This window comes from Streptomyces sp. NPDC016677 (assembly GCF_055562815.1).
Genome location: NZ_JBVHEO010000013.1, coordinates 1 through 26,277, shown reverse-complemented (window position 1 = coordinate 26,277; position 26,277 = coordinate 1). Strand labels below are relative to the sequence as shown.

The window sequence follows — 26,277 nt, the reverse complement described above, 5'->3', positions numbered from 1 at the left end:
AGCGCCCCGGTTCGGGCAAGGGGGGCCTTGACGAACCGCACGCAGCGCGCAATTCTCAGGACGCGTCGTCACAACGATCCGGGTTCCGAGGCATGGATCGGCGGCGCGGAGGGAAGTATCACCGTGCGTTGAGGGCAGGCTTGCCGTAGGCGTTGAGATGAGGGTAGTGAGGCGCTCCGTAGAGCGGGACTGGACATCAGTGTGCCAAGTGGCTACACTGACCCTTTGCGCTGCCTGTTAGCTGCTCCCTGCCCGTCACCAGGGGCATGCCCTCGCTTGAGCACGGAAACCGGACCACCCCTGACCTGGCCAAACGGCCACAACGGGAAGCCTGTCTCCGTGTGGGGTGAGGGACCGGTACGCGCGTAGTGAGTCCGAGCCCTCGGAAGGACCCCCTCTTGGCCGCCTCGCGCAATGCCTCGACCGCGAATACGAACAACGCTGCCAGCACCGCCCCGCTGCGCATCTCCTTTGCAAAGATCAAGGAGCCCCTCGAGGTTCCGAACCTTCTCGCGCTGCAAACCGAGAGCTTCGACTGGCTGCTCGGCAACGACGCGTGGAAGGCTCGCGTCGAGGAGGCTCTCGAGTCGGGTCACGACGTCCCCACCAAGTCCGGCCTGGAGGAGATCTTCGAGGAGATCTCCCCGATCGAGGACTTCTCCGGGTCGATGTCGCTGACCTTCCGCGACCACCGCTTCGAGCCGCCGAAGAACTCCATCGACGAGTGCAAGGAGCGCGACTTCACGTTCGCCGCCCCGCTCTTCGTCACCGCCGAGTTCACGAACAACGAGACCGGCGAGATCAAGTCCCAGACCGTCTTCATGGGCGACTTCCCGCTCATGACGAACAAGGGCACCTTCGTCATCAACGGCACCGAGCGTGTCGTGGTGTCGCAGCTCGTCCGGTCCCCGGGCGTCTACTTCGACTCCTCCATCGACAAGACGTCCGACAAGGACATCTTCTCCGCCAAGATCATCCCGTCCCGGGGTGCCTGGCTGGAGATGGAGATCGACAAGCGCGACATGGTCGGTGTGCGCATCGACCGCAAGCGCAAGCAGTCCGTGACCGTCCTCCTCAAGGCGCTCGGCTGGACCACCGAGCAGATCCTGGAGGAGTTCGGCGAGTACGAGTCCATGCGCGCCACCCTGGAGAAGGACCACACCCAGGGCCAGGACGACGCGCTGCTCGACATCTACCGCAAGCTGCGTCCGGGCGAGCCCCCGACCCGCGAGGCCGCGCAGACGCTGCTGGAGAACCTGTACTTCAACCCGAAGCGCTACGACCTCGCCAAGGTCGGCCGCTACAAGGTCAACAAGAAGCTCGGCGCGGACGCCCCCCTCGACGCGGGCATCCTGACCGTCGAGGACGTCATCGCGACGATCAAGTACCTGGTCAAGCTGCACGCCGGCGAGACCGAGACGGTCGGCGACAACGGCCAGCCGGTCGTCGTCGAGACCGACGACATCGACCACTTCGGCAACCGCCGTCTGCGCAGCGTCGGCGAGCTGATCCAGAACCAGGTCCGTACGGGTCTGGCGCGTATGGAGCGCGTCGTGCGGGAGCGCATGACGACCCAGGACGTCGAGGCGATCACGCCGCAGACGCTGATCAACATCCGGCCGGTCGTCGCCTCCATCAAGGAGTTCTTCGGCACCAGCCAGCTGTCGCAGTTCATGGACCAGAACAACCCGCTGTCGGGTCTCACCCACAAGCGCCGTCTGTCGGCGCTCGGCCCGGGTGGTCTCTCCCGTGAGCGGGCCGGCTTCGAGGTCCGTGACGTGCACCCCTCGCACTACGGCCGCATGTGCCCGATCGAGACGCCCGAAGGCCCGAACATCGGTCTGATCGGCTCGCTCGCCTCCTACGGCCGGGTCAACGCGTTCGGTTTCGTCGAGACCCCGTACCGCAAGGTCGTCGACGGCCAGGTCACCGACGAGGTCGACTACCTGACCGCCGACGAGGAGGACCGCTTCGTCATCGCGCAGGCCAACGCCACGCTCACCGACGACATGCGGTTCGCCGAGGCCCGCGTCCTGGTCCGCCGCCGCGGCGGTGAGGTCGACTACGTCACGGGCGAGGACGTCGACTACATGGACGTCTCGCCGCGCCAGATGGTGTCGGTCGCGACCGCCATGATCCCGTTCCTGGAGCACGACGACGCCAACCGCGCCCTCATGGGCGCGAACATGATGCGCCAGGCCGTGCCGCTCATCAAGAGCGAGTCGCCGCTGGTCGGCACCGGCATGGAGTACCGCTCCGCGGTCGACGCCGGTGACGTGGTCAAGGCCGAGAAGCCGGGTGTGGTCCAGGAGGTCTCCGCCGACTACATCACCACCGCCAACGACGACGGCACGTACATCACGTACCGCCTGGCCAAGTTCGCCCGCTCCAACCAGGGCACCTCGGTCAACCAGAAGGTCATCGTCGACGAGGGCGACCGGATCATCACCGGCCAGGTCCTGGCCGACGGTCCGGCCACCGAGAACGGCGAGATGGCGCTCGGCAAGAACCTGCTGGTCGCGTTCATGCCGTGGGAGGGTCACAACTACGAGGACGCGATCATCCTGTCGCAGCGCCTCGTGCAGGACGACGTCCTCTCCTCGATCCACATCGAGGAGCACGAGGTCGACGCCCGTGACACCAAGCTCGGCCCCGAGGAGATCACCCGGGACATCCCGAACGTCTCCGAGGAGGTCCTCGCCGACCTCGACGAGCGCGGCATCATCCGCATCGGCGCCGAGGTCATCGCCGGCGACATCCTGGTCGGCAAGGTCACGCCCAAGGGCGAGACCGAGCTGACGCCCGAGGAGCGGCTGCTGCGCGCGATCTTCGGTGAGAAGGCCCGTGAGGTCCGTGACACCTCGCTGAAGGTGCCGCACGGCGAGACCGGCAAGGTCATCGGCGTCCGCGTCTTCGACCGCGAGGAGGGCGACGAGCTTCCCCCCGGTGTCAACCAGCTGGTGCGCGTCTACGTCGCGCAGAAGCGCAAGATCACCGACGGTGACAAGCTCGCCGGCCGCCACGGCAACAAGGGCGTCATCTCCAAGATCAACCCGATCGAGGACATGCCGTTCCTGGAGGACGGCACGCCGGTCGACATCATCCTCAACCCGCTGGGCGTCCCGTCCCGGATGAACCCGGGACAGGTCCTGGAGATCCACCTCGGCTGGCTCGCCAGCCGCGGCTGGGACGTCTCCGGCCTCGCGGAGGAGTGGGCCCAGCGCCTCCAGGCGATCGGCGCCGACAACGTCCAGCCCGGCACCAACGTCGCGACCCCGGTCTTCGACGGCGCGCGCGAGGACGAGCTGGCGGGTCTGCTCCAGCACACCATCCCCAACCGCGACGGCGAGCGCATGGTGCTCCCGTCCGGCAAGGCGCGGCTGTTCGACGGCCGCAGCGGTGAGCCGTTCCCGGACCCGATCTCGGTCGGCTACATGTACATCCTCAAGCTGCACCACCTGGTCGACGACAAGCTGCACGCCCGCTCGACCGGCCCGTACAGCATGATCACCCAGCAGCCGCTGGGTGGTAAGGCCCAGTTCGGTGGCCAGCGCTTCGGTGAGATGGAGGTGTGGGCGCTGGAGGCGTACGGCGCCGCTTACGCCCTCCAGGAGCTGCTGACCATCAAGTCCGACGACGTCACCGGCCGCGTGAAGGTCTACGAGGCCATTGTCAAGGGCGAGAACATCCCTGAGCCCGGCATCCCCGAGTCCTTCAAGGTGCTCATCAAGGAGATGCAGTCCCTGTGCCTCAACGTGGAGGTGCTGTCCTCGGACGGCATGTCCATCGAGATGCGCGACACCGACGAGGACGTCTTCCGCGCGGCGGAGGAGCTTGGCATCGACCTGTCCCGGCGCGAGCCGAGCAGCGTCGAAGAGGTCTGACGGGAGTCCGGCCGGGCTCGACTGAGCCCGGCCGGCCCCAGGACCCCCGTATCAGACCCCATGACTTACAACCCTGAGAGGGATTGACGCATAGTGCTCGACGTCAACTTCTTCGATGAGCTCCGGATCGGTCTGGCCACCGCTGACGACATCCGTCAGTGGAGCCACGGCGAGGTCAAGAAGCCCGAGACCATCAACTACCGCACCCTCAAGCCGGAAAAGGACGGGCTCTTCTGCGAGAAGATCTTCGGTCCGACCCGGGACTGGGAGTGCTACTGCGGCAAGTACAAGCGCGTCCGCTTCAAGGGCATCATCTGCGAGCGCTGTGGCGTCGAGGTCACGCGCGCGAAGGTGCGCCGTGAGCGGATGGGCCACATCGAGCTGGCCGCTCCCGTCACGCACATCTGGTACTTCAAGGGTGTTCCGTCGCGGCTGGGCTACCTGCTCGACCTCGCCCCGAAGGACCTGGAGAAGGTCATCTACTTCGCCGCGTACATGATCACGTACGTGGACGAGGAGCGCCGTACGCGCGACCTGCCCTCGCTGGAGGCGCACGTCTCCGTCGAGCGCCAGCAGATCGAGCAGCGCCGCGACGCCGACCTGGAGGCCCGCGCCAAGAAGCTCGAGACGGACCTCGCCGAGCTGGAGGCCGAGGGCGCCAAGGCCGACGTGCGCCGCAAGGTGCGCGAGGGTGCCGAGCGTGAGATGAAGCAGCTGCGCGACCGCGCGCAGCGCGAGATCGACCGCCTCGACGAGGTGTGGAACCGGTTCAAGAACCTCAAGGTCCAGGACCTGGAGGGCGACGAGCTGCTCTACCGCGAGCTGCGCGACCGCTTCGGCACCTACTTCGACGGCTCGATGGGCGCCGCCGCGCTGCAGAAGCGCCTGGAGTCCTTCGACCTCGACGAGGAGGCCGAGAAGCTCCGCGAGATCATCCGCACCGGCAAGGGCCAGAAGAAGACCCGCGCGCTCAAGCGCCTCAAGGTCGTCTCCGCGTTCCTGCAGACCAGCAACAGCCCCAAGGGCATGGTGCTGGACTGCGTGCCGGTCATCCCGCCGGACCTGCGTCCGATGGTGCAGCTGGACGGTGGCCGCTTCGCGACCTCCGACCTGAACGACCTGTACCGCCGTGTCATCAACCGCAACAACCGCCTGAAGCGGCTTCTCGACCTCGGCGCGCCCGAGATCATCGTGAACAACGAGAAGCGCATGCTCCAGGAGGCCGTCGACGCGCTCTTCGACAACGGCCGCCGCGGCCGCCCGGTGACGGGCCCCGGCAACCGCCCGCTGAAGTCGCTGTCCGACATGCTCAAGGGCAAGCAGGGCCGCTTCCGTCAGAACCTGCTCGGCAAGCGTGTGGACTACTCCGCGCGTTCCGTGATCGTCGTCGGTCCGCAGCTCAAGCTGCACCAGTGCGGTCTGCCGAAGGCGATGGCGCTGGAGCTGTTCAAGCCGTTCGTGATGAAGCGCCTGGTCGACCTGAACCACGCGCAGAACATCAAGAGCGCCAAGCGCATGGTCGAGCGCGGCCGCACGGTCGTGTACGACGTGCTGGAAGAGGTCATCGCGGAGCACCCGGTTCTGCTGAACCGTGCGCCCACGCTGCACCGCCTCGGCATCCAGGCCTTCGAGCCGCAGCTGGTCGAGGGCAAGGCCATCCAGATCCACCCGCTCGTCTGCACCGCGTTCAACGCGGACTTCGACGGTGACCAGATGGCCGTCCACCTGCCGCTCTCCGCGGAGGCGCAGGCCGAGGCGCGCATCCTGATGCTGTCCTCGAACAACATCCTGAAGCCCGCCGACGGCCGTCCGGTGACGATGCCGACCCAGGACATGGTCCTCGGTCTGTTCTTCCTCACCACCGACGGCGAGGGCCGGGACCTCAAGGGTGAGGGCCGCGCGTTCGGTTCGGCGGCCGAGGCGATCATGGCCTTCGACGCGGGCGAGCTGTCGCTCCAGTCGAAGATCGACATCCGCTTCCCGGTGGGCACCATCCCGCCGCGCGGCTGGACCCCGCCGGCCCGTGAGGAGGGCGAGCCCGAGTGGCAGCAGGGTGACACCTTCACGCTGCGCACCACGCTGGGCCGGGCGCTCTTCAACGAGCTGCTGCCCGAGGACTACCCGTTCGTCGACTACGAGGTCGGCAAGAAGCAGCTCTCCGAGATCGTCAACGACCTCGCCGAGCGCTACCCGAAGGTCATCGTGGCGGCGACGCTCGACAACCTGAAGGCGTCCGGCTTCTTCTGGGCGACCCGTTCCGGTGTCACCGTGGCCATCTCCGACGTCGTCGTCCCCGAGGCGAAGAAGGAGATCGTCAAGGGTTACGAGGCGCAGGACGAGAAGGTCCAGAAGCAGTACGAGCGCGGTCTGATCACCAAGGACGAGCGCACGCAGGAGCTCATCGCGATCTGGACCAAGGCGACCAACGAGGTCGCCGAGGCGATGAACGACAACTTCCCGAAGACCAACCCGATCTTCATGATGGTGAACTCGGGTGCACGAGGCAACATGATGCAGATGCGTCAGATCGCCGGTATGCGTGGTCTGGTGTCGAACGCGAAGAACGAGACGATCCCGCGTCCGATCAAGGCGTCGTTCCGTGAGGGCCTGTCCGTGCTGGAGTACTTCATCTCCACGCACGGTGCCCGTAAGGGTCTGGCGGACACCGCCCTGCGTACCGCCGACTCGGGTTACCTCACCCGTCGTCTGGTCGACGTCTCCCAGGACGTCATCATCCGCGAGGAGGACTGCGGCACCGACCGCGGTCTGCGCCTGAAGATCGCCGACCGTCAGGACGGCGTGCTGCTCAAGGCGGAGGACGTCGAGACGTCCGTGTACGCGCGCTGCCTCGCCGAGGACATCGTGGTCGACGGCAAGGTGCTGGCCCCGGCCGGTACCGACCTCGGCGACGTGCTCATCGACGAGCTGGTCAGGCACGGTGTCGAGGAGGTCAAGACCCGCTCGGTCCTGACCTGCGAGTCCGCCGTCGGCACCTGCGCGATGTGCTACGGCCGCTCGCTGGCCACCGGCAAGCTGGTCGACATCGGTGAGGCGGTCGGCATCATCGCCGCTCAGTCCATCGGTGAGCCCGGTACCCAGCTGACGATGCGTACCTTCCACACCGGTGGTGTGGCCGGTGACGACATCACCCAGGGTCTGCCGCGTGTCGTCGAGCTCTTCGAGGCCCGTACCCCGAAGGGTGTCGCCCCGATCTCCGAGGCCAGCGGCCGCGTGCGGATCGAGGAGACCGAGAAGACCAAGAAGATCGTCGTCACCCCGGACGACGGCAGCGACGAGACGGCGTACCCGATCTCGAAGCGTGCCCGTCTGCTGGTGGGCGAGGGCGACCACGTCGAGGTGGGCCAGAAGCTCACCGTGGGTGCCACCAACCCGCACGACGTGCTGCGCATCCTCGGCCAGCGCGCGGTCCAGGTCCACCTGGTCGGCGAGGTGCAGAAGGTCTACAACTCGCAGGGTGTGTCGATCCACGACAAGCACATCGAAATCATCATCCGGCAGATGCTGCGCCGTGTGACGATCATCGAGTCCGGCGACGCCGAGCTGCTGCCCGGCGAGCTGGTCGAGCGCTCCAAGTTCGAGACCGAGAACCGTCGTGTGGTCCAGGAGGGCGGTCACCCGGCCTCCGGTCGTCCGCAGCTGATGGGTATCACCAAGGCCTCGCTGGCGACGGAGTCCTGGCTGTCGGCCGCCTCCTTCCAGGAGACGACCCGAGTCCTGACGGACGCGGCGATCAACGCCAAGTCCGACAGCCTCATCGGCCTCAAGGAGAACGTCATCATCGGTAAGCTCATCCCGGCCGGTACGGGTCTGTCCCGCTACCGCAACATCCGGGTGGAGCCGACCGAGGAGGCCAAGGCCGCGATGTACTCGGCCGTCGGCTACGACGACATCGACTACTCGCCGTTCGGCACGGGCTCCGGCCAGGCCGTTCCGCTGGAGGACTACGACTACGGGCCGTACAACCAGTAGCAGCGGGTTCTGAAGGGCGGTCACTCCGGTTTTTCGGGGTGGCCGCCCTTCGGCGTGGGCGGGGCCGCTCAGCGGCCGACGGAGGGGTGCCCTTCCAGGGCGTGCAGCCGCTCTTCGTGACCGGGGTGGCCGGCCAGCAGACGGGTCAGCGCGCCGGGCTGGTCCGGCCGTTTCCCGGTCTTGCGCTCGGCCTCGGCGGCGCGGGCGCGCTCCGCCGCCTCCTGGGCCTCCAGGTGCCGCAGCACCGCGGTCATCTCCGGGGCGAAGCCGAGTGCGGCGGCTTGTTCGTCGGCGCGGAGTTCGCTCTTGCGGGCCGTGTAGGCGAGGAAGTACGGGGCGAGCAGCAGGGAGAGCACGATCGGCCAGTAGGCGAGCGCCAGCCCGACCGCGCAGGACGCCAGGCAGACACAGAGCAGCGTGGCCACGATCAGGCTGATGCGGCTGGCGATGTACACCGCGGCGATCGCGGCGACGCTCGTCACGTTCCAGGCGATCCGGCCGGGCAGGGCGTACCAGTAGCCGAGCAGGCCCGCCCAGGAGTGGCCGCCGGTGTGGTGGCCCAGCTCGTGGGCGAGGACGGCGGCGAGGTGGCTGCTGGGGACGTTGTCGAGCGCGTAGGTCGTGACGCCGACGATGTGGCAGGCGATGGCGGACGCGTTCAAGGTGTCGCGGTTCTCCACCATCAGCTCGTACGTGTGGGCCTCGATGCCCGCGCGGGCGGTGACCTCGTGCCATACGACCTCAAGGCGGGCCTGTTCCTCCGGTTCCGGGGGGCGCAGCTTCATGATGTGGCGGGCGAAGAGCCGCTCGGTGGGGCGGTGGAAGGCGAGGGCTCCGGAGAGCAGCCAGGCGGCCACGACCGTCCAGCCCACCACGGGGCCGGCCAGGGCCACGGCCAGCGAGGCGACGAGGGCGAGGCTCGCCACGAAGCCGGGTACGTGCACGAGCAGGCGCCCCCAGGCCGTGGCGTCCGCGCCGCGTTGCTGGGCGGCGATGTGGACGCGGGCTCCCGCGTGGCGGTAGTCGAGGTCGTCGGGGGCGGGGGGCTTCTCGGCGGTGGCCGGGGCGGGGGCCGGGGCTGGGGCTGGAGTGGTTGGGGCTGCGGCTTCGGGTGGCGGGGCGGTGGATGCCCCGGCGGGATGCGGGGGTGGCACGGGGGCCGGGTGGGCCGGGGGCGCCGTGTCGCTGGGGTGCGGGGTACGGGGTGCGGGGGTGGTGGGGTAGGCAGGTGGTGCGGAGGTGGTCGGGTAGGCAGGTGGTGCCGGGGTGGTCGGGTAGGCAGGTGGTGCCGGGGTGGTGGGGTACGGGGGCGCCGTGTCGGTGGGGTAGCGGGGTGGGGCGTCGGCGGGGTGCTGGGGGCGGGTGTCCTCCGGGTACTGCGGCGGTGCGCCCGCGTGGTCGGCTCGCGGGGCGGGTGAGCCGGTGGTGGCCGGCGGGGTGTACGGGTACGGGGGCGGGGCCTCGGGGTACGTGGGTGCGGGTGTGGGGTCCGGGGGTGGGGCTGCCGGGTACGTCGGTGCGATGTGGTGGGGGCGTGGGAGGGGCGTTTCCGGGTATGCCGGTGCGGCCGGGGCGTGCGCGGTGGGTGCTTCCGGGTAGGCCGGCGGGATTCCCGGGTAGGCGGGTGCGGTCGTGGGATACGGGGGCGGCGCTTCCTCGTACGCCGGTGCGGTCGGGGGATGTGCGGGGGGTGCTTCCGGGTAGGCCGGCGGGGTTTCCGGGTAGGTCGGTGCGGTCGTCGGGTTCGAAGGTGTCGGCGGGGTGTGCGGGTGGGGCTGGTCCGGGTGCTGGGGCATGGTGGGAGTTCCTTCAGGACGGGGACGTCAGCCGGCCAGGAGCGCGGCGGGCAGCAGGACCGTCCCCGCGCAGAAGGCGATCAGGCCGACGCGGATCCACTGGTGCTTGCGGGCGGCTATGCGGCTGGTGTCGGTGAGCGCGGCCGTCAGCCCGGCCACGGGGTCACGTTCGGTGTCGGCGAGGGCGCCGGCCAGCGTGCCGTCGTACGCGGCCTGCCGTACGTCGTCGAAGTAGCACAGCGGTTCGCCGGGCACCCAGCGGTCGCCGCCGAAGCGGGGCAGGACGGCGAGCAGAAGCGCGAAGAGGGAGAGGCCGAGGGCCAGTGTTCCGGCCCACCACAGGAGTGATCCCGCTGCCGAGAGGGAGCCGGGGCTCCAGTCCCGGCCGGCCATGAGGCCGCTGAACACGCCGGCGGTCATGCCGAGCGCCGCCACGAGGACGGCCGCCTTGCTGTCGGCGCGCGCGATCTCGCCGCGCATCTCGGTGAGCAGCCGTTCGCCGGTCTGCGCGCCGGGCGGCGGCACGGCCCGGGCCGGAGACCCGGGCGCCGCGTCCGGAGTCGTCATGCGGGCTCGGCCGGAGGCATGCCGGGCACGCTGGGCGTGCCGGGCGCCGGGCCGTCGACGGCGTACGGCGGCGGGGGCGTGGCGGGGGCGGGGGCGTCCGCGGGCGGCGGTGTGTCCGGGCCGGGCGGCTGGTGCTGCCCGGGTGCCCGCGGGGTCTGCCGCTCGTCCGGGCCCGGTGCCGCACGGCCGTCGTGCCCGCCCTGGGCCGGGAGCGTCCCGGCCGGGAGCGCCTGCCGGCCGTCGGACCCCGTGCTCCGGCGGCGGACCAGGTCGTCGACCGCGTGGCGCACCTGCCGGATCGCCTCGGCCTTCTGGTAGTCCTCCAGCTCGTCACCGCCGATGAGCTGCAACTGGTTCTGGATGAAGACCAGCTGGTCCTGCTGGATGCTGTGGATGACCAGCTGGGTGTCCCCGGGGTGCTGGGCCAGGTGGAGGGCCCAGGCGCCGACGCCGCCGTGCTGGAGGTGGTAGCGGTAGAAGTTGATCTTCTCGGCCACCAGTTGCTGTTGCTGCTGCTGGTGCAGGGCCTCCAGCTCGTACTGCTGTCGCGCCCTGCGGAGCTGTAGCTCGTGTTCGGGATCGAGCATCTCGGACTCGTAGCGCAGCGAGCGCTGCCGCCGCCGGTGCTCCAGCGCCTCCTCGTCCGGGCGCAGCCGCACCACGCAGTCGACCGCCAGCCCGGTGCCCGCCGCGAAGCCGTCGCTGTCGGCCGTCTTCTGGACGGCCTCCTCGGCGGCGGCGCTGTCCTCGACGGAGAACCGGCGGCTGACCGGCCGGGCGAGCTGCTGCAGTTCACGCGTCAGCCGCGCGGGCACGTCGCGCTCACCGCTGCGCACGTACGCCTCGGGATCGGTGACCCGCCAGGTCAGCTCGGCGGTGACGGCGAACGGGAAGGCGTCGTCGTCGCTGGGCAGTTCCAGCTCCGCCACCACTGGGTGGCTGCCCATGTCCACCTCGTACACCGAGACGTAACGGCGGGTGGCCGCGTCCGTGCGGCTCGGGCGGTGCGGCGGGATGTACGGGTCGTAGGCGCCGTCCTTGGTGGCGAAGACCAGCGCGTGGTCGATCGCCATGACCGGGCGGCGGCCGGTGTAGTCGAACCGGGAGATCGGCCGGACCGTGAGGACCGGGTCCTTCAGCGTGCTGTGCCGGTCGACGTCCTGCTGCCACTCCGGCTGACGGAAGAAGTCCGCCATGGGGTCAACTCCTCGTGTTGCTTCGGGTCCTGGTGGATCAGGGGGTCGCGGCGGCCGGTCGCAGCAGCGCGAGCAGGTGGTCCGCCACGGGCGGGCGGGGGCCGCCGTCCTCGGCGCGCAGGGTGCGCAGCTCGTGGCAGAGCCGGTCGCGGTCGGCCGCGGTGACGACCAGCGCGGGCAGCAGCAGCTCCAGGGCGCGTGCCGTGTCGGCGCGGTGCTGGGCCACCCGCACCCAGGTGCGCAGGGCGCTCAGGGCCTGCCGGGTGTGGGCGCGGTCGCCCAGCGCGGTGCGCCACAGGGTGGCCAGGTCGCGGGCCGTGGCCGCCTCGTACATGCCGGTGTCGGCGTACCACTCGACGAGCGCGCTCTCCTCGGCGTTGTCACAGGCGCGCACGAACGCGTTCAGGGCGAGGGCGCGGACGGCCGGGGTGTCGTGGTGGAGCAGCCGGACGAGTTCGGAGAGCATCTCGCCCCGGCGCGCGCCCACCGACAGCAGCAGTGCCGTCGACTCGATCAGGTTGGCGCTCTCGGCCGGGCTGCTGTTGTCGGCCCGGGCCCGGCCGGCGAGCGCGGCGAGGGCCGGCGCGGCCAGGTCCGGGCGGAGCGGCGCGAGCAGCCCGAAGGCACGGATGGCGGTCCAGCGGCGGGCCCAGTGGGTGTCCGTGCACCACTGGGTGAGGAGCCGCAGGACGACCGGGGCGTCCAGCAACTGCGCGAGGGTGAGCGCGTTCGCCGCGGTCACCCGCGGGCCGAAGGAGGGCGAGACGGCCCAGTCGCCGATGAGCAGGGCGATCGCGGAGGGCAGGTCGGCGCGGGCGAGCAGCGCGGCGGCGGCCGCGGCGCGGGTGCGGACGACGGGACGCGCGTCGCGGGCCAGGTCCTTCAGCCAGGCCACGAGCGCGGGCCGGGCCGAGGGGTGCCCCGTCCACACCTCGGCGAGCAGCGCGCGGGGCGCGTCCTCCCGGGGGAAGAACGCCGTGAACTGCGGAACCACCCCCCATTCGGTGGCCTCGTCCCGCATCTCGCCCTCGGCGCCCGCGCGCTCCAGCCGGGTCTCGGCGGACAGCCCGAACACCGGAATCTCCGGTGGTTCCTCGGGCTGCTGGAGACGCTGGAAATGGACGAACAGCCGGTCGGCCAGTTCGGCGGCCAGGACGTACGGGGCACGGTCGAAGACGGCGAGCGCGATCAGGAACGCCTTGTCGCGCAGATCGGTGCCGGTGTCACCGAGCCGGTCGCGGCACTGCTTCTCCACCGCCGCCTGGCCGAAGTCCGTGAGCCGGGCTTCCGCACGGTCGCTGCCGTCGTACGCGGCCAGCGCCTCGGCGAACTCGGCCGCCTCCGCCGGGTGGCGGGGGCCCTGGGCGTGCCGGGCGAGGAACTCGCGTACGGGGGTGAGGTCCAGCAGCCGGTCGGCGTCGTCCGCGCGCCGCCGGACCACATGGGCCCGGAGCACGTCCGCCGTCTCGGGAGGCTCCCACCGGGTGGGGGTGACACCCAGCAGGAACGGCGAGTTCTCGACGGTCACCACGAGGTATCCGTCCGCCTGTTCGAGCCGGTCGCGGGCCGCGTACAGGTGGGTGTCGCGCAGCGGCCGGTTGCGGGTCAGCGGCAGGTCGCGCAGGACGTAGCCGCCCGGCTGCCCGAGCAGGCCCGGCAGGGCGGCCGGGGTCGTCTCCGCGGGCAGGGCGTGCACGGCGGGCACGCCCAGTCGGTGCAGCAGCATGCGCGCGGCCGCGTACCGTCCGCCGGCGTGGGCGCCGGACAGGACCAGGACGCGCTCCCGGCGCAGCCGTTCCAGGGCACCCGCGAAGACGGGGCCCTCGACGAACACCGCGGCCAGGGCGGCCAGCCGTTCGCCCGGGATCTGGCCGGAGACGTACGGGTCCGTGGCCGGCCCGTGGTGGTGGACCTCGGTCTTGCCGCCGAGGAAGACGTCTCCCGTCACGTGGCCGCCGGACACGCCGTGCTGGGACCCGCCGACGAGACTGCCGCCGAAGGAGGCGGCCGACCCGAGGATGAAGCCCGGCGCGTGGGTGAACAGCTCGCGCTGGGCGGCGCGCGCCTCCTGGGTCAGCTCCTGGGGCTCCTCGCTCCCGGTGATGCCCGGGGGCGGGGAGGGGGAGGTCGAAGTCGGGGGAGACGGGGCCGGGGGCTCGGACGGCCGCGGCGCGGAGTCCGCCGAGGGTTCCTGGAGCGGGGGCGCCGTCATGCCGGTTCACCTCCGGACGGAGTCCGCGGGGCGCCCTCTGTCACCGGGCCGTTCGTCCCGCCCAGGTGGACACCTCCGGAGACCTGCCCGCCGGACACGCCGTGCTGATTCCCGCCCACGAGGCTGCCGCCGAAGCTGGGGGCGCCCCCGGTGAAGTGGAAGACGGCACCGCCCGCGGGTGCCGCGGCCGGGGGCGTCTGCTGCCGGGCGTCGGCCTGTGGCGGAGCGGCCGGTCGATGCCCCGGTGCCGGACGCTCCCCCGAGCCGTCCGGCACCGGGGCTCCCCCCACCCCCGTGCCACTGTGGTCATGGATTGCGGCCGAGTCTTCGCCGCCGGGGACCGGGCCGTGCAGCCAGGCCCGCAGGGGGCCGTTCTTGCTGTCCACCGTCACCGCGCGGAAGTCGTCCGCCGGGATGCCGGGGTGGTCGTGCCGTACGACGCCGGAGTACACGCTCTCCGAGACGCACAGCGCGAAGTCGTCGCGGCGTTCCCGCAGGGCCGCGCGCAGCAACTGGGCGTCGAGGAGCCGGCAGGCGTGGTTGAGGTCGGAGCCGACCCACCCGTCGTGTCCGTCCACGGCGACGTAGCCCGACGCGACGACACCGCGCAGCCGGATCTGGGCGGAGCGCGACGCCATGCGGTTGACGGCCCGCAACTCGGCGGGCACCTCGGTGAGCAGGGCCCGCAGCAGCGCGGTCAGTGACGCGTTCGCGTCGATCAGCTCCATCACCGAGTCGCCGCGGTCGGCCCGCAGCCGCCGGGTCTCGTCGATGCCGGCGCGTTCGAGCGCGCGGTCGGTGATGTCGTAGAGCATGCGCCGTAGGTACGCCTGCTCGACATCGTCCCGGTCGCTGTACTTCTCGATGTCGAGCAGGAGGATCGTCCGGCTCACGGGGTCCGCCATGGTCGCCTTCCGGTGAGAGTGTCGCCTGGTGAGAAGAGTGGCGTCCCGGGTGGCGGTGGGAAGAGGGCGGATGACGCACTCGAACTGTGACCGTGTGCACAGTGGGGGAGACGGGGTGCCCGCCTGTGCGGGTGCCGGGTGCCGGCGACGCGTGACGGCAAGGGTTCGGCGGGCGATGTGCCCGTGCGGCCGAGGCACGGCGCTGCACGGCCGGCGCGCAGCGCCTCACGGCGGTCGCTTCACGGCGGTCGCTTCACGGCGGTGCGCAGCGGGCCGCGGGCGAGAGGCCCAGCGGCCCGCGGCTCAGGCGCCCGGCTCCCGGCCGGGGCTCAGCCGTCCGCGCGGGCGATGCGTCGCAGGACGTCCATCCGGACGATCACCAGCGCCCGTCGGCCCGTCACCACCACGCCGCGCGACCGCAGGTCCTTCAGCTCCCGCTGCACCATCTCCCGCGACGCCCCGACCGACCCGGCCAGCTCCTGCTTGGTGAGGGGGACCAGCAGTTCGACCCCCGCCTCCGTGTAGCGCGCGTTGGTGCGGGCCAGTTCCAGGAGGAGGGCGGCGAGCCGCTCCCGCACGTTCATCGCCGCGAACTCCACCCGCCGCTGGTCGGCCGCCCGCATCCGGTCGGAGGTGAGCCCGAGCAGCGCGTACGACACGGCGGGCGAGCCGGAGAGGAACTCGGTGAACCGCGTCCGCTCGACCGCCACCGCGCGCACCGGCTCCAGCGCGGTCACCGTCGCCGAGCGCGGCCGTCCGGTGAGCGCGGCGGACTCCCCGATGATGTCGCCGGGTCCGCGCACCGCGAGCAGGGCCACGTAGCCGTTGACGGCGGCGGCGGTCACCTTCGTCCACCCGTGGGTGACGAACAGGACGTACGACGACGGCTCGTGCTGGTGGAGGAGGACGTCCCGGAGCCGGAAGCGCAGCTCACGGCCGAGGTCGAGGAGCGCCTCGCGGTCCTGTTTCTCCAGCCGCGCCAGGAAAGGCACCTGGTCGTCGAAGCCCGCCTCTCCCATCAGGTCTGCCGTGGTCATGAGCCCCCGTCCCCCTCGGTCCGTCCCCAGCGACCGTTCAACGTACTGAACCTGTCGTTGTCATGAACGGCAGATCGGTAAACCGGTCACACCGCACGCACCGGTGCCGGACGGGCGGCTTCGGGCGCATGATGGAAGCCAACCCTCGCCCCGGGAGGTGCCGGCCCGTGTCGTACCCCGCATGGCAACCGCCGACGGGTTCCCACCCCCCGTCCGTCCTCGCCTCCCACGCCGAGCGCGAGCGGGCCGTGGACGTGCTCAGGGCCGGGTACGGGGAGGGCAGGCTGGAGCATGCCGAGTTCGAGAAGCGGGTCGCGCGGGCCTACGAGGCGCGGACCGTCGGGGAGCTGGCGCTGCTGGTCGCGGATCTGCCGCAGGGGCCCGCGCCGGTCGGGCGGGCCGTGGCGCCGGCGGCCTTCCTGCCGCCCCCGCCGGCCACCAACGGCAAGGCGGTCGGGGCCCTGGTCTGCGGGGTGCTCACGTTCGCCACGGGCGGTCTCACCGGCATCCCCGCGGTGATCCTCGGGCACACCGCCCGCGGGGAGATGCGGCGCAGCGGGGAGCGCGGTGACGGGCTCGCCATGACCGGGCTGGTGCTGGGCTGGCTGTCGGTCGCAGGGTGGGCGTTCTTCGTCACGCTCCTCATCGCGGCGGGGCTGGTCTCGTCGGGGTGACGCCCGGAGGCGGGGTGACCTTCCGGAGGAGCGGACGGCCTCCGGCGAGGCGGACCTGAAGATCAACTCCGGTGCGGGGGCTTGACAGGGGCCGTGCGGGGATGCGGGCCGGTCCCATTTGTTTTGACCACAGCGAATGCGGTAGGTACGCTCAGACCTTGTGCCTGGGGTGTGCCCTGGCTCCTGTGCGTGCCTGTGAACCGTACGGGGGCCGAGCGCGGCCACCGTAATCTGTGCTCTTTTCGCCTCGCGGCGGGAGTCCGCCGGATTCGACACACCCGACCGCGTGGGTCGGCGACGTTCCAGGTTAGCTGTACCCATCGGCACAAGAGACCGGAGAAGTAGTGCCTACGATCCAGCAGCTGGTCCGAAAGGGCCGGCAGGACAAGGTCGAGAAGAACAAGACGCCCGCACTCGAGGGTTCCCCTCAGCGTCGCGGCGTCTGCACGCGTGTGTTCACGACCACCCCGAAGAAGCCGAACTCGGCCCTGCGTAAGGTCGCGCGTGTGCGTCTGACCAGCGGGATCGAGGTCACCGCTTACATTCCGGGTGAGGGGCACAACCTGCAGGAGCACTCCATCGTGCTCGTGCGCGGCGGCCGTGTGAAGGACCTGCCGGGTGTTCGCTACAAGATCATCCGCGGCTCCCTCGACACCCAGGGTGTCAAGAACCGCAAGCAGGCTCGCAGCCGCTACGGCGCCAAGAAGGAGAAGTAAGAATGCCTCGTAAGGGCCCCGCCCCGAAGCGTCCGGTCATCATCGACCCGGTCTACGGCTCTCCTCTGGTGACCTCCCTGATCAACAAGGTGCTGCTCAACGGCAAGCGTTCCACCGCCGAGCGCATCGTCTACGGCGCCATGGAAGGTCTGCGTGAGAAGACGGGCAACGACCCGATCATCACGCTGAAGCGCGCGCTGGAGAACATCAAGCCGACCCTCGAGGTCAAGTCCCGCCGTGTCGGTGGCGCCACGTACCAGGTGCCGATCGAGGTCAAGCCCGGTCGCGCCAACACGCTCGCGCTGCGCTGGCTCGTCGGTTACTCCCGCGCCCGTCGCGAGAAGACCATGACCGAGCGTCTGCTCAACGAGCTTCTCGACGCTTCGAACGGCCTCGGTGCGGCCGTCAAGAAGCGCGAGGACACGCACAAGATGGCCGAGTCCAACAAGGCCTTCGCGCACTACCGCTGGTAGTCGCTACCCACATCGAGACCGAGAGAAGACTGAAGCCTTATGGCTACCACTTCACTTGACCTGGCCAAGGTCCGCAACATCGGGATCATGGCCCACATCGACGCGGGCAAGACGACCACCACCGAGCGGATCCTGTTCTACACCGGTGTGTCGTACAAGATCGGTGAGGTCCACGACGGCGCCGCCACGATGGACTGGATGGAGCAGGAGCAGGAGCGTGGCATCACGATCACCTCTGCTGCCACCACCTGTCACTGGCCGATGGAAGACGTCGACCACACCATCAACATCATCGACACGCCGGGCCACGTCGACTTCACCGTCGAGGTGGAGCGTTCGCTGCGTGTGCTCGACGGTGCCGTGACGGTGTTCGACGGCGTCGCCGGTGTCGAGCCGCAGTCCGAGACGGTGTGGCGTCAGGCGGACCGCTACGGCGTCCCGCGCATCTGCTTCGTCAACAAGCTCGACCGCACGGGTGCCGAGTTCCACCGCTGCGTCGACATGATCTCCGACCGCCTGGGCGCGCAGCCGCTGGTCATGCAGCTGCCGATCGGTGCGGAGGCGGACTTCAAGGGCGTCGTCGACCTCGTCACGATGAAGGCCTTCGTCTGGTCCGCCGAGGCCAGCAAGGGCGAGATGTACGACATCGTCGACATCCCGGACACCCACACCGAGGCTGCCGAGGAGTACCGCGGCAAGCTTCTGGAGGCCGTCGCCGAGAACGACGAAGAGCTGATGGAGCTGTACCTGGAGGGCGAGGAGCCCTCCGTGGAGCAGCTGTACGCGGCGATCCGCCGTATCACCATCGCCTCCGGCAAGGGTGAGGGCACCACCGTCACCCCCGTCTTCTGCGGCACCGCGTTCAAGAACAAGGGCGTCCAGCCCCTGCTCGACGCGGTCGTGCGTTACCTCCCCTCCCCCCTGGACGTCGAGGCCATCGAGGGCCAGGACGTGAAGGACCCGGAGAAGGTCATCGCGCGCAAGCCGTCGGACGACGAGCCGCTCGCGGCGCTGGCGTTCAAGATCATGAGCGACCCGCACCTCGGCAAGCTCACCTTCGTCCGCGTGTACTCCGGCCGCCTGGAGTCCGGCACCTCCGTGCTGAACTCCGTCAAGGGCCGCAAGGAGCGCATCGGCAAGATCTACCGCATGCACGCCAACAAGCGTGAGGAGATCGACGCGGTGGGCGCCGGCGACATCGTCGCGGTGATGGGTCTCAAGCAGACCACCACCGGTGAGACGCTGTCCGACGAGAAGAACCCGGTGATCCTGGAGTCCATGGACTTCCCGGCGCCGGTCATCGAGGTCGCGATCGAGCCCAAGTCCAAGGGCGACCAGGAGAAGCTGGGTGTCGCCATCCAGCGTCTCGCGGAGGAGGACCCCTCCTTCCAGGTGTCCACCAACGAGGAGACCGGCCAGACCGTCATCGGCGGTATGGGCGAGCTTCACCTCGAGGTGCTGGTCGACCGGATGAAGCGCGAGTTCAAGGTCGAGGCCAACGTCGGCAAGCCGCAGGTCGCGTACCGTGAGACGATCCGCAAGGCCGTCGAGCGCGTCGACTACACGCACAAGAAGCAGACCGGTGGTACCGGCCAGTTCGCCAAGGTGCAGATCGCGATCGAGCCGATCGAGGGCGGCGACGCCTCGTACGAGTTCGTCAACAAGGTCACCGGTGGCCGTGTGCCGAAGGAGTACATCCCTTCGGTGGACGCCGGCGCGCAGGAGGCCATGCAGTTCGGCATCCTCGCCGGTTACGAGATGACCGGTGTCCGCGTGACGCTGCTCGACGGTGCCTACCACGAGGTCGACTCCTCCGAGCTGGCGTTCAAGATCGCCGGTTCGCAGGCCTTCAAGGAGGCCGCCCGCAAGGCTTCGCCCGTGCTCCTGGAGCCGATGATGGCCGTCGAGGTCACCACGCCCGAGGACTACATGGGTGACGTCATCGGCGACATCAACTCCCGCCGTGGCCAGATCCAGGCCATGGAGGAGCGGGCTGGTGCCCGCGTCGTCAAGGGTCTCGTGCCCCTGTCGGAGATGTTCGGCTACGTCGGCGACCTCCGCAGCAAGACGTCGGGTCGCGCAAGCTACTCGATGCAGTTCGACTCCTACGCCGAGGTTCCGCGGAACGTCGCCGAGGAGATCATCGCGAAGGCCAAGGGCGAGTAACGAGGCTCCGTTTAACGGACCACGTTCCCACGCTTTAGGCTTGACTCCGGAGCCTGCATCAGGGCATTCCGCCGCGAATCGGCTAGCCGCCGTGCAGCCGGCGGAATGCCCCCCGGGCCCGGGCTATCCAGCAAAGATCACCTGGCGCCGATGAAGCAAGGCGTTCAGAACCACTCCACAGGAGGACCCCAGTGGCGAAGGCGAAGTTCGAGCGGACTAAGCCGCACGTCAACATCGGCACCATCGGTCACATCGACCACGGTAAGACGACCCTCACGGCCGCCATTACCAAGGTGCTGCACGACGCGTACCCGGACCTGAACGAGGCCTCGGCCTTCGACCAGATCGACAAGGCTCCTGAGGAGCGCCAGCGCGGTATCACCATCTCCATCGCGCACGTCGAGTACCAGACCGAGACGCGTCACTACGCCCACGTCGACTGCCCCGGTCACGCGGACTACATCAAGAACATGATCACGGGTGCGGCGCAGATGGACGGCGCCATCCTCGTGGTCGCCGCCACCGACGGCCCGATGCCGCAGACCAAGGAGCACGTGCTCCTGGCCCGCCAGGTCGGCGTCCCGTACATCGTCGTCGCCCTGAACAAGGCCGACATGGTGGACGACGAGGAGATCCTGGAGCTCGTCGAGCTCGAGGTCCGTGAGCTCCTCTCCGAGTACGAGTTCCCGGGCGACGACCTGCCGGTCGTCAAGGTCTCCGCCCTGAAGGCCCTGGAGGGCGACAAGGAGTGGGGCCAGTCCGTCCTCGACCTGATGAAGGCCGTGGACGAGTCCATCCCGGAGCCCGAGCGCGACGTCGACAAGCCGTTCCTGATGCCGATCGAGGACGTCTTCACCATCACCGGTCGCGGTACGGTCGTCACCGGCCGCATCGAGCGTGGTGTCCTCAAGGTCAACGAGACCGTCGACATCATCGGCATCAAGCAGGACAAGACCACCACCACGGTCACCGGCATCGAGATGTTCCGCAAGCTGCTCGACGAGGGCCAGGCCGGTGAGAACGTCGGTCTGCTGCTCCGCGGCATCAAGCGCGAGGACGTCGAGCGCGGCCAGGTCATCATCAAGCCGGGCTCGGTCACCCCGCACACCGAGTTCGAGGCGCAGGCCTACATCCTGTCCAAGGACGAGGGTGGCCGCCACACGCCGTTCTTCAACAACTACCGTCCGCAGTTCTACTTCCGTACGACGGACGTGACCGGCGTGGTGACCCTCCCCGAGGGCACCGAGATGGTCATGCCGGGTGACAACACCGAGATGAAGGTGGAGCTCATCCAGCCCGTCGCCATGGAAGAGGGCCTGAAGTTCGCCATCCGCGAGGGTGGCCGGACCGTGGGCGCCGGCCAGGTCACCAAGATCAACAAGTGACCTGATCCGGGCTTCCAGCCTGGTCTCACGGAGGGGCCCGCACGACTTCGGTCGTGCGGGCCCCTTCGCTGTGTGCGGGTGCGGGTGCGGGTGCGTTGACTAAGCGGAACCATGTTCCGTATAGTAACGGAACATGGTTCCGCTTAGTGGAGGGCGCGTCATGAACGCACCGACCCCTGTTCTCTCGTACAGCCCCGTCGTCCTGCCGGTACCCGGACGTCCTGTGGACCTCCAGGTGCGGGTCACCGTGCCCGCGACCGGGGCGGCCGGCCTGCCCGTCATCCTCTTCTCGCACGGTCACGGCCCCTCGAACCACCTGTCCTCGCTGAACGGCTACGCGCCGCTCGCGCACGCCTGGGCCGCGCAGGGCTTCGCCGTCGTGCAGCCCACCCACCTCAGCTCCCGGACGCTGAGCCACCTGCACGGCGGCCCCGGCTCCGGGTCCCTGTTCTGGCGCTCCCGCGCCGAGGACATGACGCACGTCCTCGACCGGCTCGACGCGGTGGAGGCCGCGGTGCCGGGGCTCGCCGGGCGTCTCGACCACGGCAAGGTCGCCGTCGCCGGGCACTCGCTCGGCGGCCACACCGCGAGCCTGCTGCTCGGGGCGCGGGCCACCGACCCCGACGACGGCCAGGTGGTGAGCCTGCTCGAACCCCGCATCAAGGCGGGTGTGCTGCTGGCCGCGCCCGGCCGGGGCGGGGACGTGCTGACCGGCCCGATGACCGAGGTGGTCCCGGTCTTCCGGTCCATCGACTTCTCCACGATGACGACGCCCGCCCTGGTCGTCGCCGGCGACGAGGACGACTCCCGGCACTTCACGGACCTGGGCCCGGAGTGGCACGTCGACCCCTACCACCTCGCTCCCGGTCCCAAGTCCCTGCTCACCGTGTTCGGCGCGGGACACGGCCTCGGCGGGATCGCCGGGTACGACGCCGCGGAGACGACGGACGAGAACCCGGCGCGGGTCGCGGACATCGCCCGGCTCGCCGCGGCGTACCTGCGCGGTGCGCTCGTCCCCGGGGACGGTGCCTGGGAGGCGGCGTGCGACGAGCTGGCGGCGGAGGCCGAGCCGGTGGGGCGGGTCGCGTCCAAGTAGGGCGAGCGGGGAGAGCCGGGCGAGCGAGGCGAGTCGGGCGCGCGAGGCGAGTCGGGCGCGCGGGGTCCGATTTGATCACAGGTCGCCCACAGGTATGGGCATTGTCGGTGCCGGGAGGAAAACTGATCCCGCGACATGTCCCGTCTCTTGCCTGTGAGTGAACCGTGAGTACCTCGTCCGGTGACGAACCCTCCCTGTCCGACGCCGAGTTGGAGGCGTTCCTGAAGGACGCCGTCGAGGGCTCCCCGGGTGGGGGCACGCCGCCGCCCAAGGAGCCCTCGGCGCGGGCGCGGATGGTGGCGCGGCGGCTGCGGGAGGAGGAGGAAGCCGCCCGGCGGCAGGGGAAGGGCCGGCAGGCCGACCCGCCCGGGTGGCGTACCGGCCCCGCGTGGCAGGGGATGAACGGCCGCCGCACGCGCCGGCGCCGTGTCCTCGCCGTGGTCGGCGTGGTGCTGGCCGCGGCCGTGGCCGTCGTGGCCGTACGGCCCTCGCTGCTGCTGGACCGCTTCGGTGACACGGGAACGACGGAGGCGAAGTCCCCGGACTCCGGGCTGCCCACCCGCGAGCAGCCGTTCCGTGGGTCGCCCGCGCTGAGCTGGGCCGACGGCGCGGAAGGGATCGAGCTGCCGAAGGCGAAGGCGGTCGGCGGCATGAGCGAGGCGGACGTGGCGTCCGCGCTGCGGATGACCAAGGAACTGCTGGTCGCCTCCCACCTCGACCCGGATGTGCTCAGCGGTGGGCGCCCGGAGAAGGCGATCGGTCTGCTCGACCCGAAGAGTCCCGGCCTGACGGACCAGGTGGAGCGGTCGCTGAGCGACCCGAGCCGGGAGGACGACCCGCTGACGCTGTTCACCCGGTTCGACCCGGACGGGGCCAGGGTCATCGGGGGCGCGGTGAAGGTGCGCGGGGAGATGACGTACGAAGCCGGCGACCCGGGCTCGGTCGAGGTGCACGCCGACTACACCTTCGTCTACGCCGTCGAGCGGGTCGGGGGCGACGAGGCCGTCGACCGTACGATCGTCCGCCGGGACGTGACGATGATGCTGGCCGACCCGGAGCGGTGGGAGGCCACCGAGGGGCGGCTGCTGCCGAAGTCGTACTACGCCGACTTCGGCAACACCGCGTGCGAGGTGTACGACGGGTACCTGCACCCGTCCTTCTCCGGCGCGTCCGCGACGGGGTCACCGGCGACGGGGCCGGAGGTTGATCCCTACGACCGGAGTGAGCCGTTGACGGCGAAGCGGGACATGACCTGCGGGAAGGTCACGGGAACCTGAGGGGCTCGGCCTCGATCGTGCCGCCGAGGGTCTGGCCGAAGCGGGCGTCCGGCACGGGGGCGCCCAGTGATCCGCCGTTGAAGTTCCACGAGCCCTTGCCGGTGGGGCCGGTGCTCGTGCCGGGGAAGTACCAGGCGGCGCCGTCGCCGGTGTCCTCGCCGGGGGCGGAGGCGACCAGTTCGGCGGTGCCGTCCTGGTCGGCGTCGATGAGGCGCACGGCGCTGCCCAGGCGGTCGCCGCTCTCGTTGTCGCCGGGCACGGACGGGGTGCTCTGGCTGAAGCTGGCCAGGCCGCGCGGGGTGAGGCCGTCGGCGGTGCCGCGCATCACCCATACGGTGCCGGGGTCGGTGAGCGTGTTGATGTCGTTGTTCGGGGCGCCGACGGCGACGTCCGCGTACCCGTCGCCGTCGACGTCGCCCACGGAGACGGCGGCGCCGAAGCGGTCGCCTGTGGTGTCCTCACCGGTGGTGCCGACCGTGGTCTGGGTCCAGTGCTGGTCGGGTTCCGGGCTGGCCGGGCCGGTGGGTCCGCCGAAGAAGACGTTGACGCTTCCGCTGTTCTGCGCGTCGTCGTACCAGTGGTGCCAGTCGACGGACGAGCCGAGGACGAGGTCGGTGTAGCCGTCGTCGTTGATGTCACCGGAGGAACCGGCGGGGCCGCCCTGCAATCCGTGGCCGTACGTCAGTCCGTCGGGACCGCCGGACAGCAAGCTGGACGAGCCATGGGTTTCGATGGGAACGATCGTTTCGGTCTCGGTGAACGTGCCGAGCAGGACCAGGTCGTCCGCGCCGCTCGCGTCGTAGTCCCCGGCGGTGAAGCCGAAGGGGGTGAAGTCCTCGTGCCACCTCCAGCTCACCGGCGTGACCTGCCAAGGGCGGCCGGCGGCGATGCCTTGGAAGGCGTAGGTCGAGATGTTCCTCCGCGTCAGCATCGCCAGCTCGACACCGGCCCCCGTGAAGCGGCCGGTGGCCAGTCCCAGGCCGAAGTGGCCATTGGCGGTGGGCGTCGTGTCCTGGAGCCAGGTGGCGCCGGCGGACTGGAGCCCGGTCGCGGTGCCCCACAGCACGACGGCCGCGCCGGCGTCGGCCGTGGTCCCGATGTCCTTGTGCGGCATGCCGACGACGAGGTCGGCGTAGCCGTCGCCGTCCAGGTCGCCGGAGGCGGTGGTCTGCCCGAAGCCGTCGTCGGTCTGGGCGGTGCCCGGGACGTTCGGGGTGCTGGAGCTGAAGGTGATCCGCCGGGCCGTGGACAGACCGTCCGCCGAGCCGTACAGCACGGCGACGTAACCGGCGCCCTTCTGGCCGCTGACGGTGCCGCCGGGGGCGGAGACGACGAGGTCGGGGTAGCCGTCGCCGTTGAAGTCGTCGTGGACAGCGGGGGTGGACGCGGGGGCGGCCGGGGTGGTCGCGGTCGCGGGAGTGACACCTGCGGTGAGGGTGGCCCCGAGAGTCAGCAGGACGGCCGTCGCGGTGGCGGCCCTCCGTCTCACGGGGGTGCCGGACGCACTGGGCGGGACATGCGTGCTGCGCATCGTGCTGCTCCTCTGTGGCGTTGTGGCGTGTGGTACCGCTCCCTTCGCGGTGTGGTTTCGGACCGGGGAGAGGAGACGAGGGTTGCGCCGTGTCCCGGAGTCTGCGGGCAGAGTTCACCGCGGGTTCATCCGGGTGGGCTGTGGCGCGGCAGGCGGAGCGCGGGAACCCTCGGGGCGTCTTGGTGGTCTCGCGTCCGGGGCGGAGGGCCGGCATGGTGGCTCTCCGCCCCGGCTGGGCGCGTTCCTCGGAACTGTCAGTCGATGACCTCGTCGAGGGAGGTCGCGGTCACGGTTCGCGGGAGCGAGGTGTGCAGCAGCTCGGGATCACCGCAGTGGGTGATGCGCTCGCGTGCCTCCGGCGGGACGTCGATGCCGCGCTGGGCGAGGACGTCGAGGACGTCTTTGACCGCCTGTCGGGTTTCGCCTTCGGCGCGTGCTTCTGCGCGTGCTTCTGCGCGTACTTCGGCTCGCGCTTGGGCGAGGCCTTCTGCGTGTCCTTTGGCGAGGCCTTCGGTGCGCGCTTTCGCCAGTGCCTTCTTCATGAAGTCCGACTGGTAGAAATCAAGGTCCACAACCACCAATTCGCTCCAGATCTCTGCGGCGGGCAGCTTGCCCAGTCCTCGGAAGACGAGTTCGGCGAAGGGGTATCGCCGAGGTGAGCCCAAAAGGGGCCGTGGGATGATCTAGAAGCTGTGAGGGCCCGGCCCGTCACCCGTTCGGCTCAGTGTCGTTGGTGGTGATGTTGACCGTCATCTGGGGCCTGGGGTGGGTTGTGACCTCGATCGAACGGACCGCGTATCCGCGGTTCAAGCGGCTGATCACCGCGCATGAGCTGCATCTGTTCTTCTCGCCGACTCGCGATGAGCTTCAGTGGGCCGCTGGCCGTACGGACAGCGATGAGCATCTGCTGGCCCTGCTGCTGACGCTGAAGTCGTATCAGCGCATGGGGTGTTTCCCGAAGGTGGAGGACGTCCCGGAGGCGGTGGCGGAGTTCGTGCGGCGGGTGGTGGAGCTGCCGGAGGGCACGCTGCCGGTGTACCGGGCGGCGAAGACCATGAAGAACCACCGGCTGCGAGTACGAGAACCGGGTCAGTGCCCTCATCCCGACCGGACCATGATCCGGGTCAGCGGCTACCGCTGATTTCCGTTCGGCTACTCCCCGAGGGCCTCTACCTGCCCAAGTCCTGGACCGGGGACACGGACCGGTGCGGGGCCGCGAAAGTCCCTGCCAGCCGTGGGTTCGCGACCAAGGGAGAACTGGCCCGCGCGATGATCCCGCGAGCTCTTGCTTCACCCTTGCCGCTCGCCTGGGTGACGGGTGACTGCGCCTACGGACAGGAATGGCGCATGCGCCGCACCCTGGAAGAAGCCG

18 protein-coding genes and 1 pseudogene are annotated in these 26,277 nt (G+C 70.1%); 11 read left to right on the top strand and 8 right to left on the bottom strand.

The genetic code is table 11. The features are described 5' to 3' along the window. The first annotated feature begins 398 nt into the window (after nucleotides 1–398). Nucleotides 399–3,884, top strand: coding sequence for a DNA-directed RNA polymerase subunit beta (rpoB, locus tag ACZ3IG_RS27315; protein ID WP_467435352.1), 3,486 nt, complete (start codon nucleotides 399–401; stop codon nucleotides 3,882–3,884). 93 nt (nucleotides 3,885–3,977) lie between these two features. Continuing rightward, complete coding sequence (locus ACZ3IG_RS27310; protein ID WP_467435351.1) at nucleotides 3,978–7,874, top strand: DNA-directed RNA polymerase subunit beta'; 3,897 nt, start codon at nucleotides 3,978–3,980, stop codon at nucleotides 7,872–7,874. Between the two features lie 68 nt (nucleotides 7,875–7,942). Here ACZ3IG_RS27310 and ACZ3IG_RS27305 read toward each other — a convergent pair whose 3' ends face one another. The 6 genes from ACZ3IG_RS27305 to ACZ3IG_RS27280 all read right to left on the bottom strand — a co-directional run bounded on the left by ACZ3IG_RS27305 (nucleotide 7,943) and on the right by ACZ3IG_RS27280 (nucleotide 15,587). Continuing rightward, nucleotides 7,943–9,028, bottom strand: coding sequence for a M48 family metalloprotease (locus tag ACZ3IG_RS27305; RefSeq protein WP_467435349.1), 1,086 nt, complete (start codon nucleotides 9,026–9,028; stop codon nucleotides 7,943–7,945). 669 nt (nucleotides 9,029–9,697) lie between these two features. Continuing rightward, the gene (locus ACZ3IG_RS27300) at nucleotides 9,698–10,237 is read right to left on the bottom strand and encodes a Pycsar system effector family protein (protein WP_467435347.1); all 540 of its coding nucleotides are present in this window, start codon (nucleotides 10,235–10,237) and stop codon (nucleotides 9,698–9,700) included. After that, entirely contained in the window at nucleotides 10,234–11,433 is a 1,200-nt protein-coding gene (locus ACZ3IG_RS27295) for a PE-PGRS family protein (RefSeq protein ID WP_467435345.1), read from the bottom strand. The genes ACZ3IG_RS27300 and ACZ3IG_RS27295 overlap by 4 nt, the downstream gene beginning before the upstream one ends. A gap of 37 nt (nucleotides 11,434–11,470) precedes the next feature. Then, the gene (locus ACZ3IG_RS27290) at nucleotides 11,471–13,645 is read right to left on the bottom strand and encodes a hypothetical protein (protein ID WP_467435344.1); all 2,175 of its coding nucleotides are present in this window, start codon (nucleotides 13,643–13,645) and stop codon (nucleotides 11,471–11,473) included. Beyond that, nucleotides 13,642–14,550, bottom strand: coding sequence for a hypothetical protein (locus ACZ3IG_RS27285; RefSeq protein ID WP_467435342.1), 909 nt, complete (start codon nucleotides 14,548–14,550; stop codon nucleotides 13,642–13,644). Before ACZ3IG_RS27285 ends, ACZ3IG_RS27290 begins: the two co-directional genes overlap by 4 nt. A 329-nt stretch (nucleotides 14,551–14,879) precedes the next feature. Next, a complete protein-coding gene (locus tag ACZ3IG_RS27280; RefSeq protein WP_467435340.1) occupies nucleotides 14,880–15,587 on the bottom strand; it encodes a Crp/Fnr family transcriptional regulator in 708 nt (235 codons plus the stop codon). Nucleotides 15,588–15,754: 167 nt separating this feature from the next. Between ACZ3IG_RS27280 and ACZ3IG_RS27275 the strand changes: the two genes are divergently transcribed. The 7 genes from ACZ3IG_RS27275 to ACZ3IG_RS27245 all read left to right on the top strand — a co-directional run bounded on the left by ACZ3IG_RS27275 (nucleotide 15,755) and on the right by ACZ3IG_RS27245 (nucleotide 23,374). Then, complete coding sequence (locus ACZ3IG_RS27275; protein WP_467435338.1) at nucleotides 15,755–16,261, top strand: DUF1707 and DUF4190 domain-containing protein; 507 nt, start codon at nucleotides 15,755–15,757, stop codon at nucleotides 16,259–16,261. Nucleotides 16,262–16,605: 344 nt separating this feature from the next. Continuing rightward, complete coding sequence (rpsL, locus tag ACZ3IG_RS27270) at nucleotides 16,606–16,977, top strand: 30S ribosomal protein S12 (RefSeq protein ID WP_003948652.1); 372 nt, start codon at nucleotides 16,606–16,608, stop codon at nucleotides 16,975–16,977. A 2-nt stretch (nucleotides 16,978–16,979) separates the two neighbouring features. Further along, the gene (gene rpsG, locus ACZ3IG_RS27265) at nucleotides 16,980–17,450 is read left to right on the top strand and encodes a 30S ribosomal protein S7 (protein ID WP_003992340.1); all 471 of its coding nucleotides are present in this window, start codon (nucleotides 16,980–16,982) and stop codon (nucleotides 17,448–17,450) included. A gap of 39 nt (nucleotides 17,451–17,489) precedes the next feature. After that, nucleotides 17,490–19,616, top strand: a complete 2,127-nt coding sequence (fusA, locus tag ACZ3IG_RS27260) for an elongation factor G (protein ID WP_467435336.1) — start codon at nucleotides 17,490–17,492, stop codon at nucleotides 19,614–19,616. A 191-nt stretch (nucleotides 19,617–19,807) separates the two neighbouring features. Beyond that, complete coding sequence (tuf, locus tag ACZ3IG_RS27255) at nucleotides 19,808–21,001, top strand: elongation factor Tu (protein WP_215164886.1); 1,194 nt, start codon at nucleotides 19,808–19,810, stop codon at nucleotides 20,999–21,001. Nucleotides 21,002–21,161: 160 nt separating this feature from the next. Then, entirely contained in the window at nucleotides 21,162–22,097 is a 936-nt protein-coding gene (locus tag ACZ3IG_RS27250; RefSeq protein WP_467435333.1) for an alpha/beta hydrolase family protein, read from the top strand. A 164-nt stretch (nucleotides 22,098–22,261) separates the two neighbouring features. Next, a complete protein-coding gene (locus tag ACZ3IG_RS27245) occupies nucleotides 22,262–23,374 on the top strand; it encodes a hypothetical protein (RefSeq protein WP_467435332.1) in 1,113 nt (370 codons plus the stop codon). Here the strand turns inward: ACZ3IG_RS27245 and ACZ3IG_RS27240 are convergent. Then, complete coding sequence (locus ACZ3IG_RS27240; RefSeq protein WP_467435331.1) at nucleotides 23,361–24,905, bottom strand: FG-GAP-like repeat-containing protein; 1,545 nt, start codon at nucleotides 24,903–24,905, stop codon at nucleotides 23,361–23,363. The two genes, ACZ3IG_RS27245 and ACZ3IG_RS27240, sit on opposite strands and share 14 nt — an antisense overlap. Nucleotides 24,906–25,159: 254 nt before the next feature. Beyond that, complete coding sequence (locus ACZ3IG_RS27235; RefSeq protein WP_467435329.1) at nucleotides 25,160–25,483, bottom strand: hypothetical protein; 324 nt, start codon at nucleotides 25,481–25,483, stop codon at nucleotides 25,160–25,162. A gap of 161 nt (nucleotides 25,484–25,644) precedes the next feature. Between ACZ3IG_RS27235 and ACZ3IG_RS27230 the strand changes: the two genes are divergently transcribed. Then, nucleotides 25,645–26,046, top strand: a complete 402-nt coding sequence (locus ACZ3IG_RS27230; RefSeq protein ID WP_467435545.1) for a DUF4158 domain-containing protein — start codon at nucleotides 25,645–25,647, stop codon at nucleotides 26,044–26,046. 11 nt (nucleotides 26,047–26,057) lie between these two features. Beyond that, nucleotides 26,058–26,277: pseudogene (locus ACZ3IG_RS27225) on the top strand (transposase); the annotation flags it as partial.

Coding starts and splice junctions, on each gene's coding strand:
- ACZ3IG_RS27300 (WP_467435347.1), bottom strand. CDS start 10,237: ATGACGACTCCGGACGCGGCGCCCGGGTCTCCGGCCCGGGCCGTGCCG.
- ACZ3IG_RS27295 (WP_467435345.1), bottom strand. CDS start 11,433: ATGGCGGACTTCTTCCGTCAGCCGGAGTGGCAGCAGGACGTCGACCGG.
- ACZ3IG_RS27290 (WP_467435344.1), bottom strand. CDS start 13,645: ATGACGGCGCCCCCGCTCCAGGAACCCTCGGCGGACTCCGCGCCGCGG.
- ACZ3IG_RS27285 (WP_467435342.1), bottom strand. CDS start 14,550: ATGGCGGACCCCGTGAGCCGGACGATCCTCCTGCTCGACATCGAGAAG.
- ACZ3IG_RS27280 (WP_467435340.1), bottom strand. CDS start 15,587: ATGACCACGGCAGACCTGATGGGAGAGGCGGGCTTCGACGACCAGGTG.
- rpsG (WP_003992340.1), top strand. CDS start 16,980: ATGCCTCGTAAGGGCCCCGCCCCGAAGCGTCCGGTCATCATCGACCCG.
- fusA (WP_467435336.1), top strand. CDS start 17,490: ATGGCTACCACTTCACTTGACCTGGCCAAGGTCCGCAACATCGGGATC.
- ACZ3IG_RS27250 (WP_467435333.1), top strand. CDS start 21,162: ATGAACGCACCGACCCCTGTTCTCTCGTACAGCCCCGTCGTCCTGCCG.
- ACZ3IG_RS27240 (WP_467435331.1), bottom strand. CDS start 24,905: ATGCGCAGCACGCATGTCCCGCCCAGTGCGTCCGGCACCCCCGTGAGA.
- ACZ3IG_RS27230 (WP_467435545.1), top strand. CDS start 25,645: ATGTTGACCGTCATCTGGGGCCTGGGGTGGGTTGTGACCTCGATCGAA.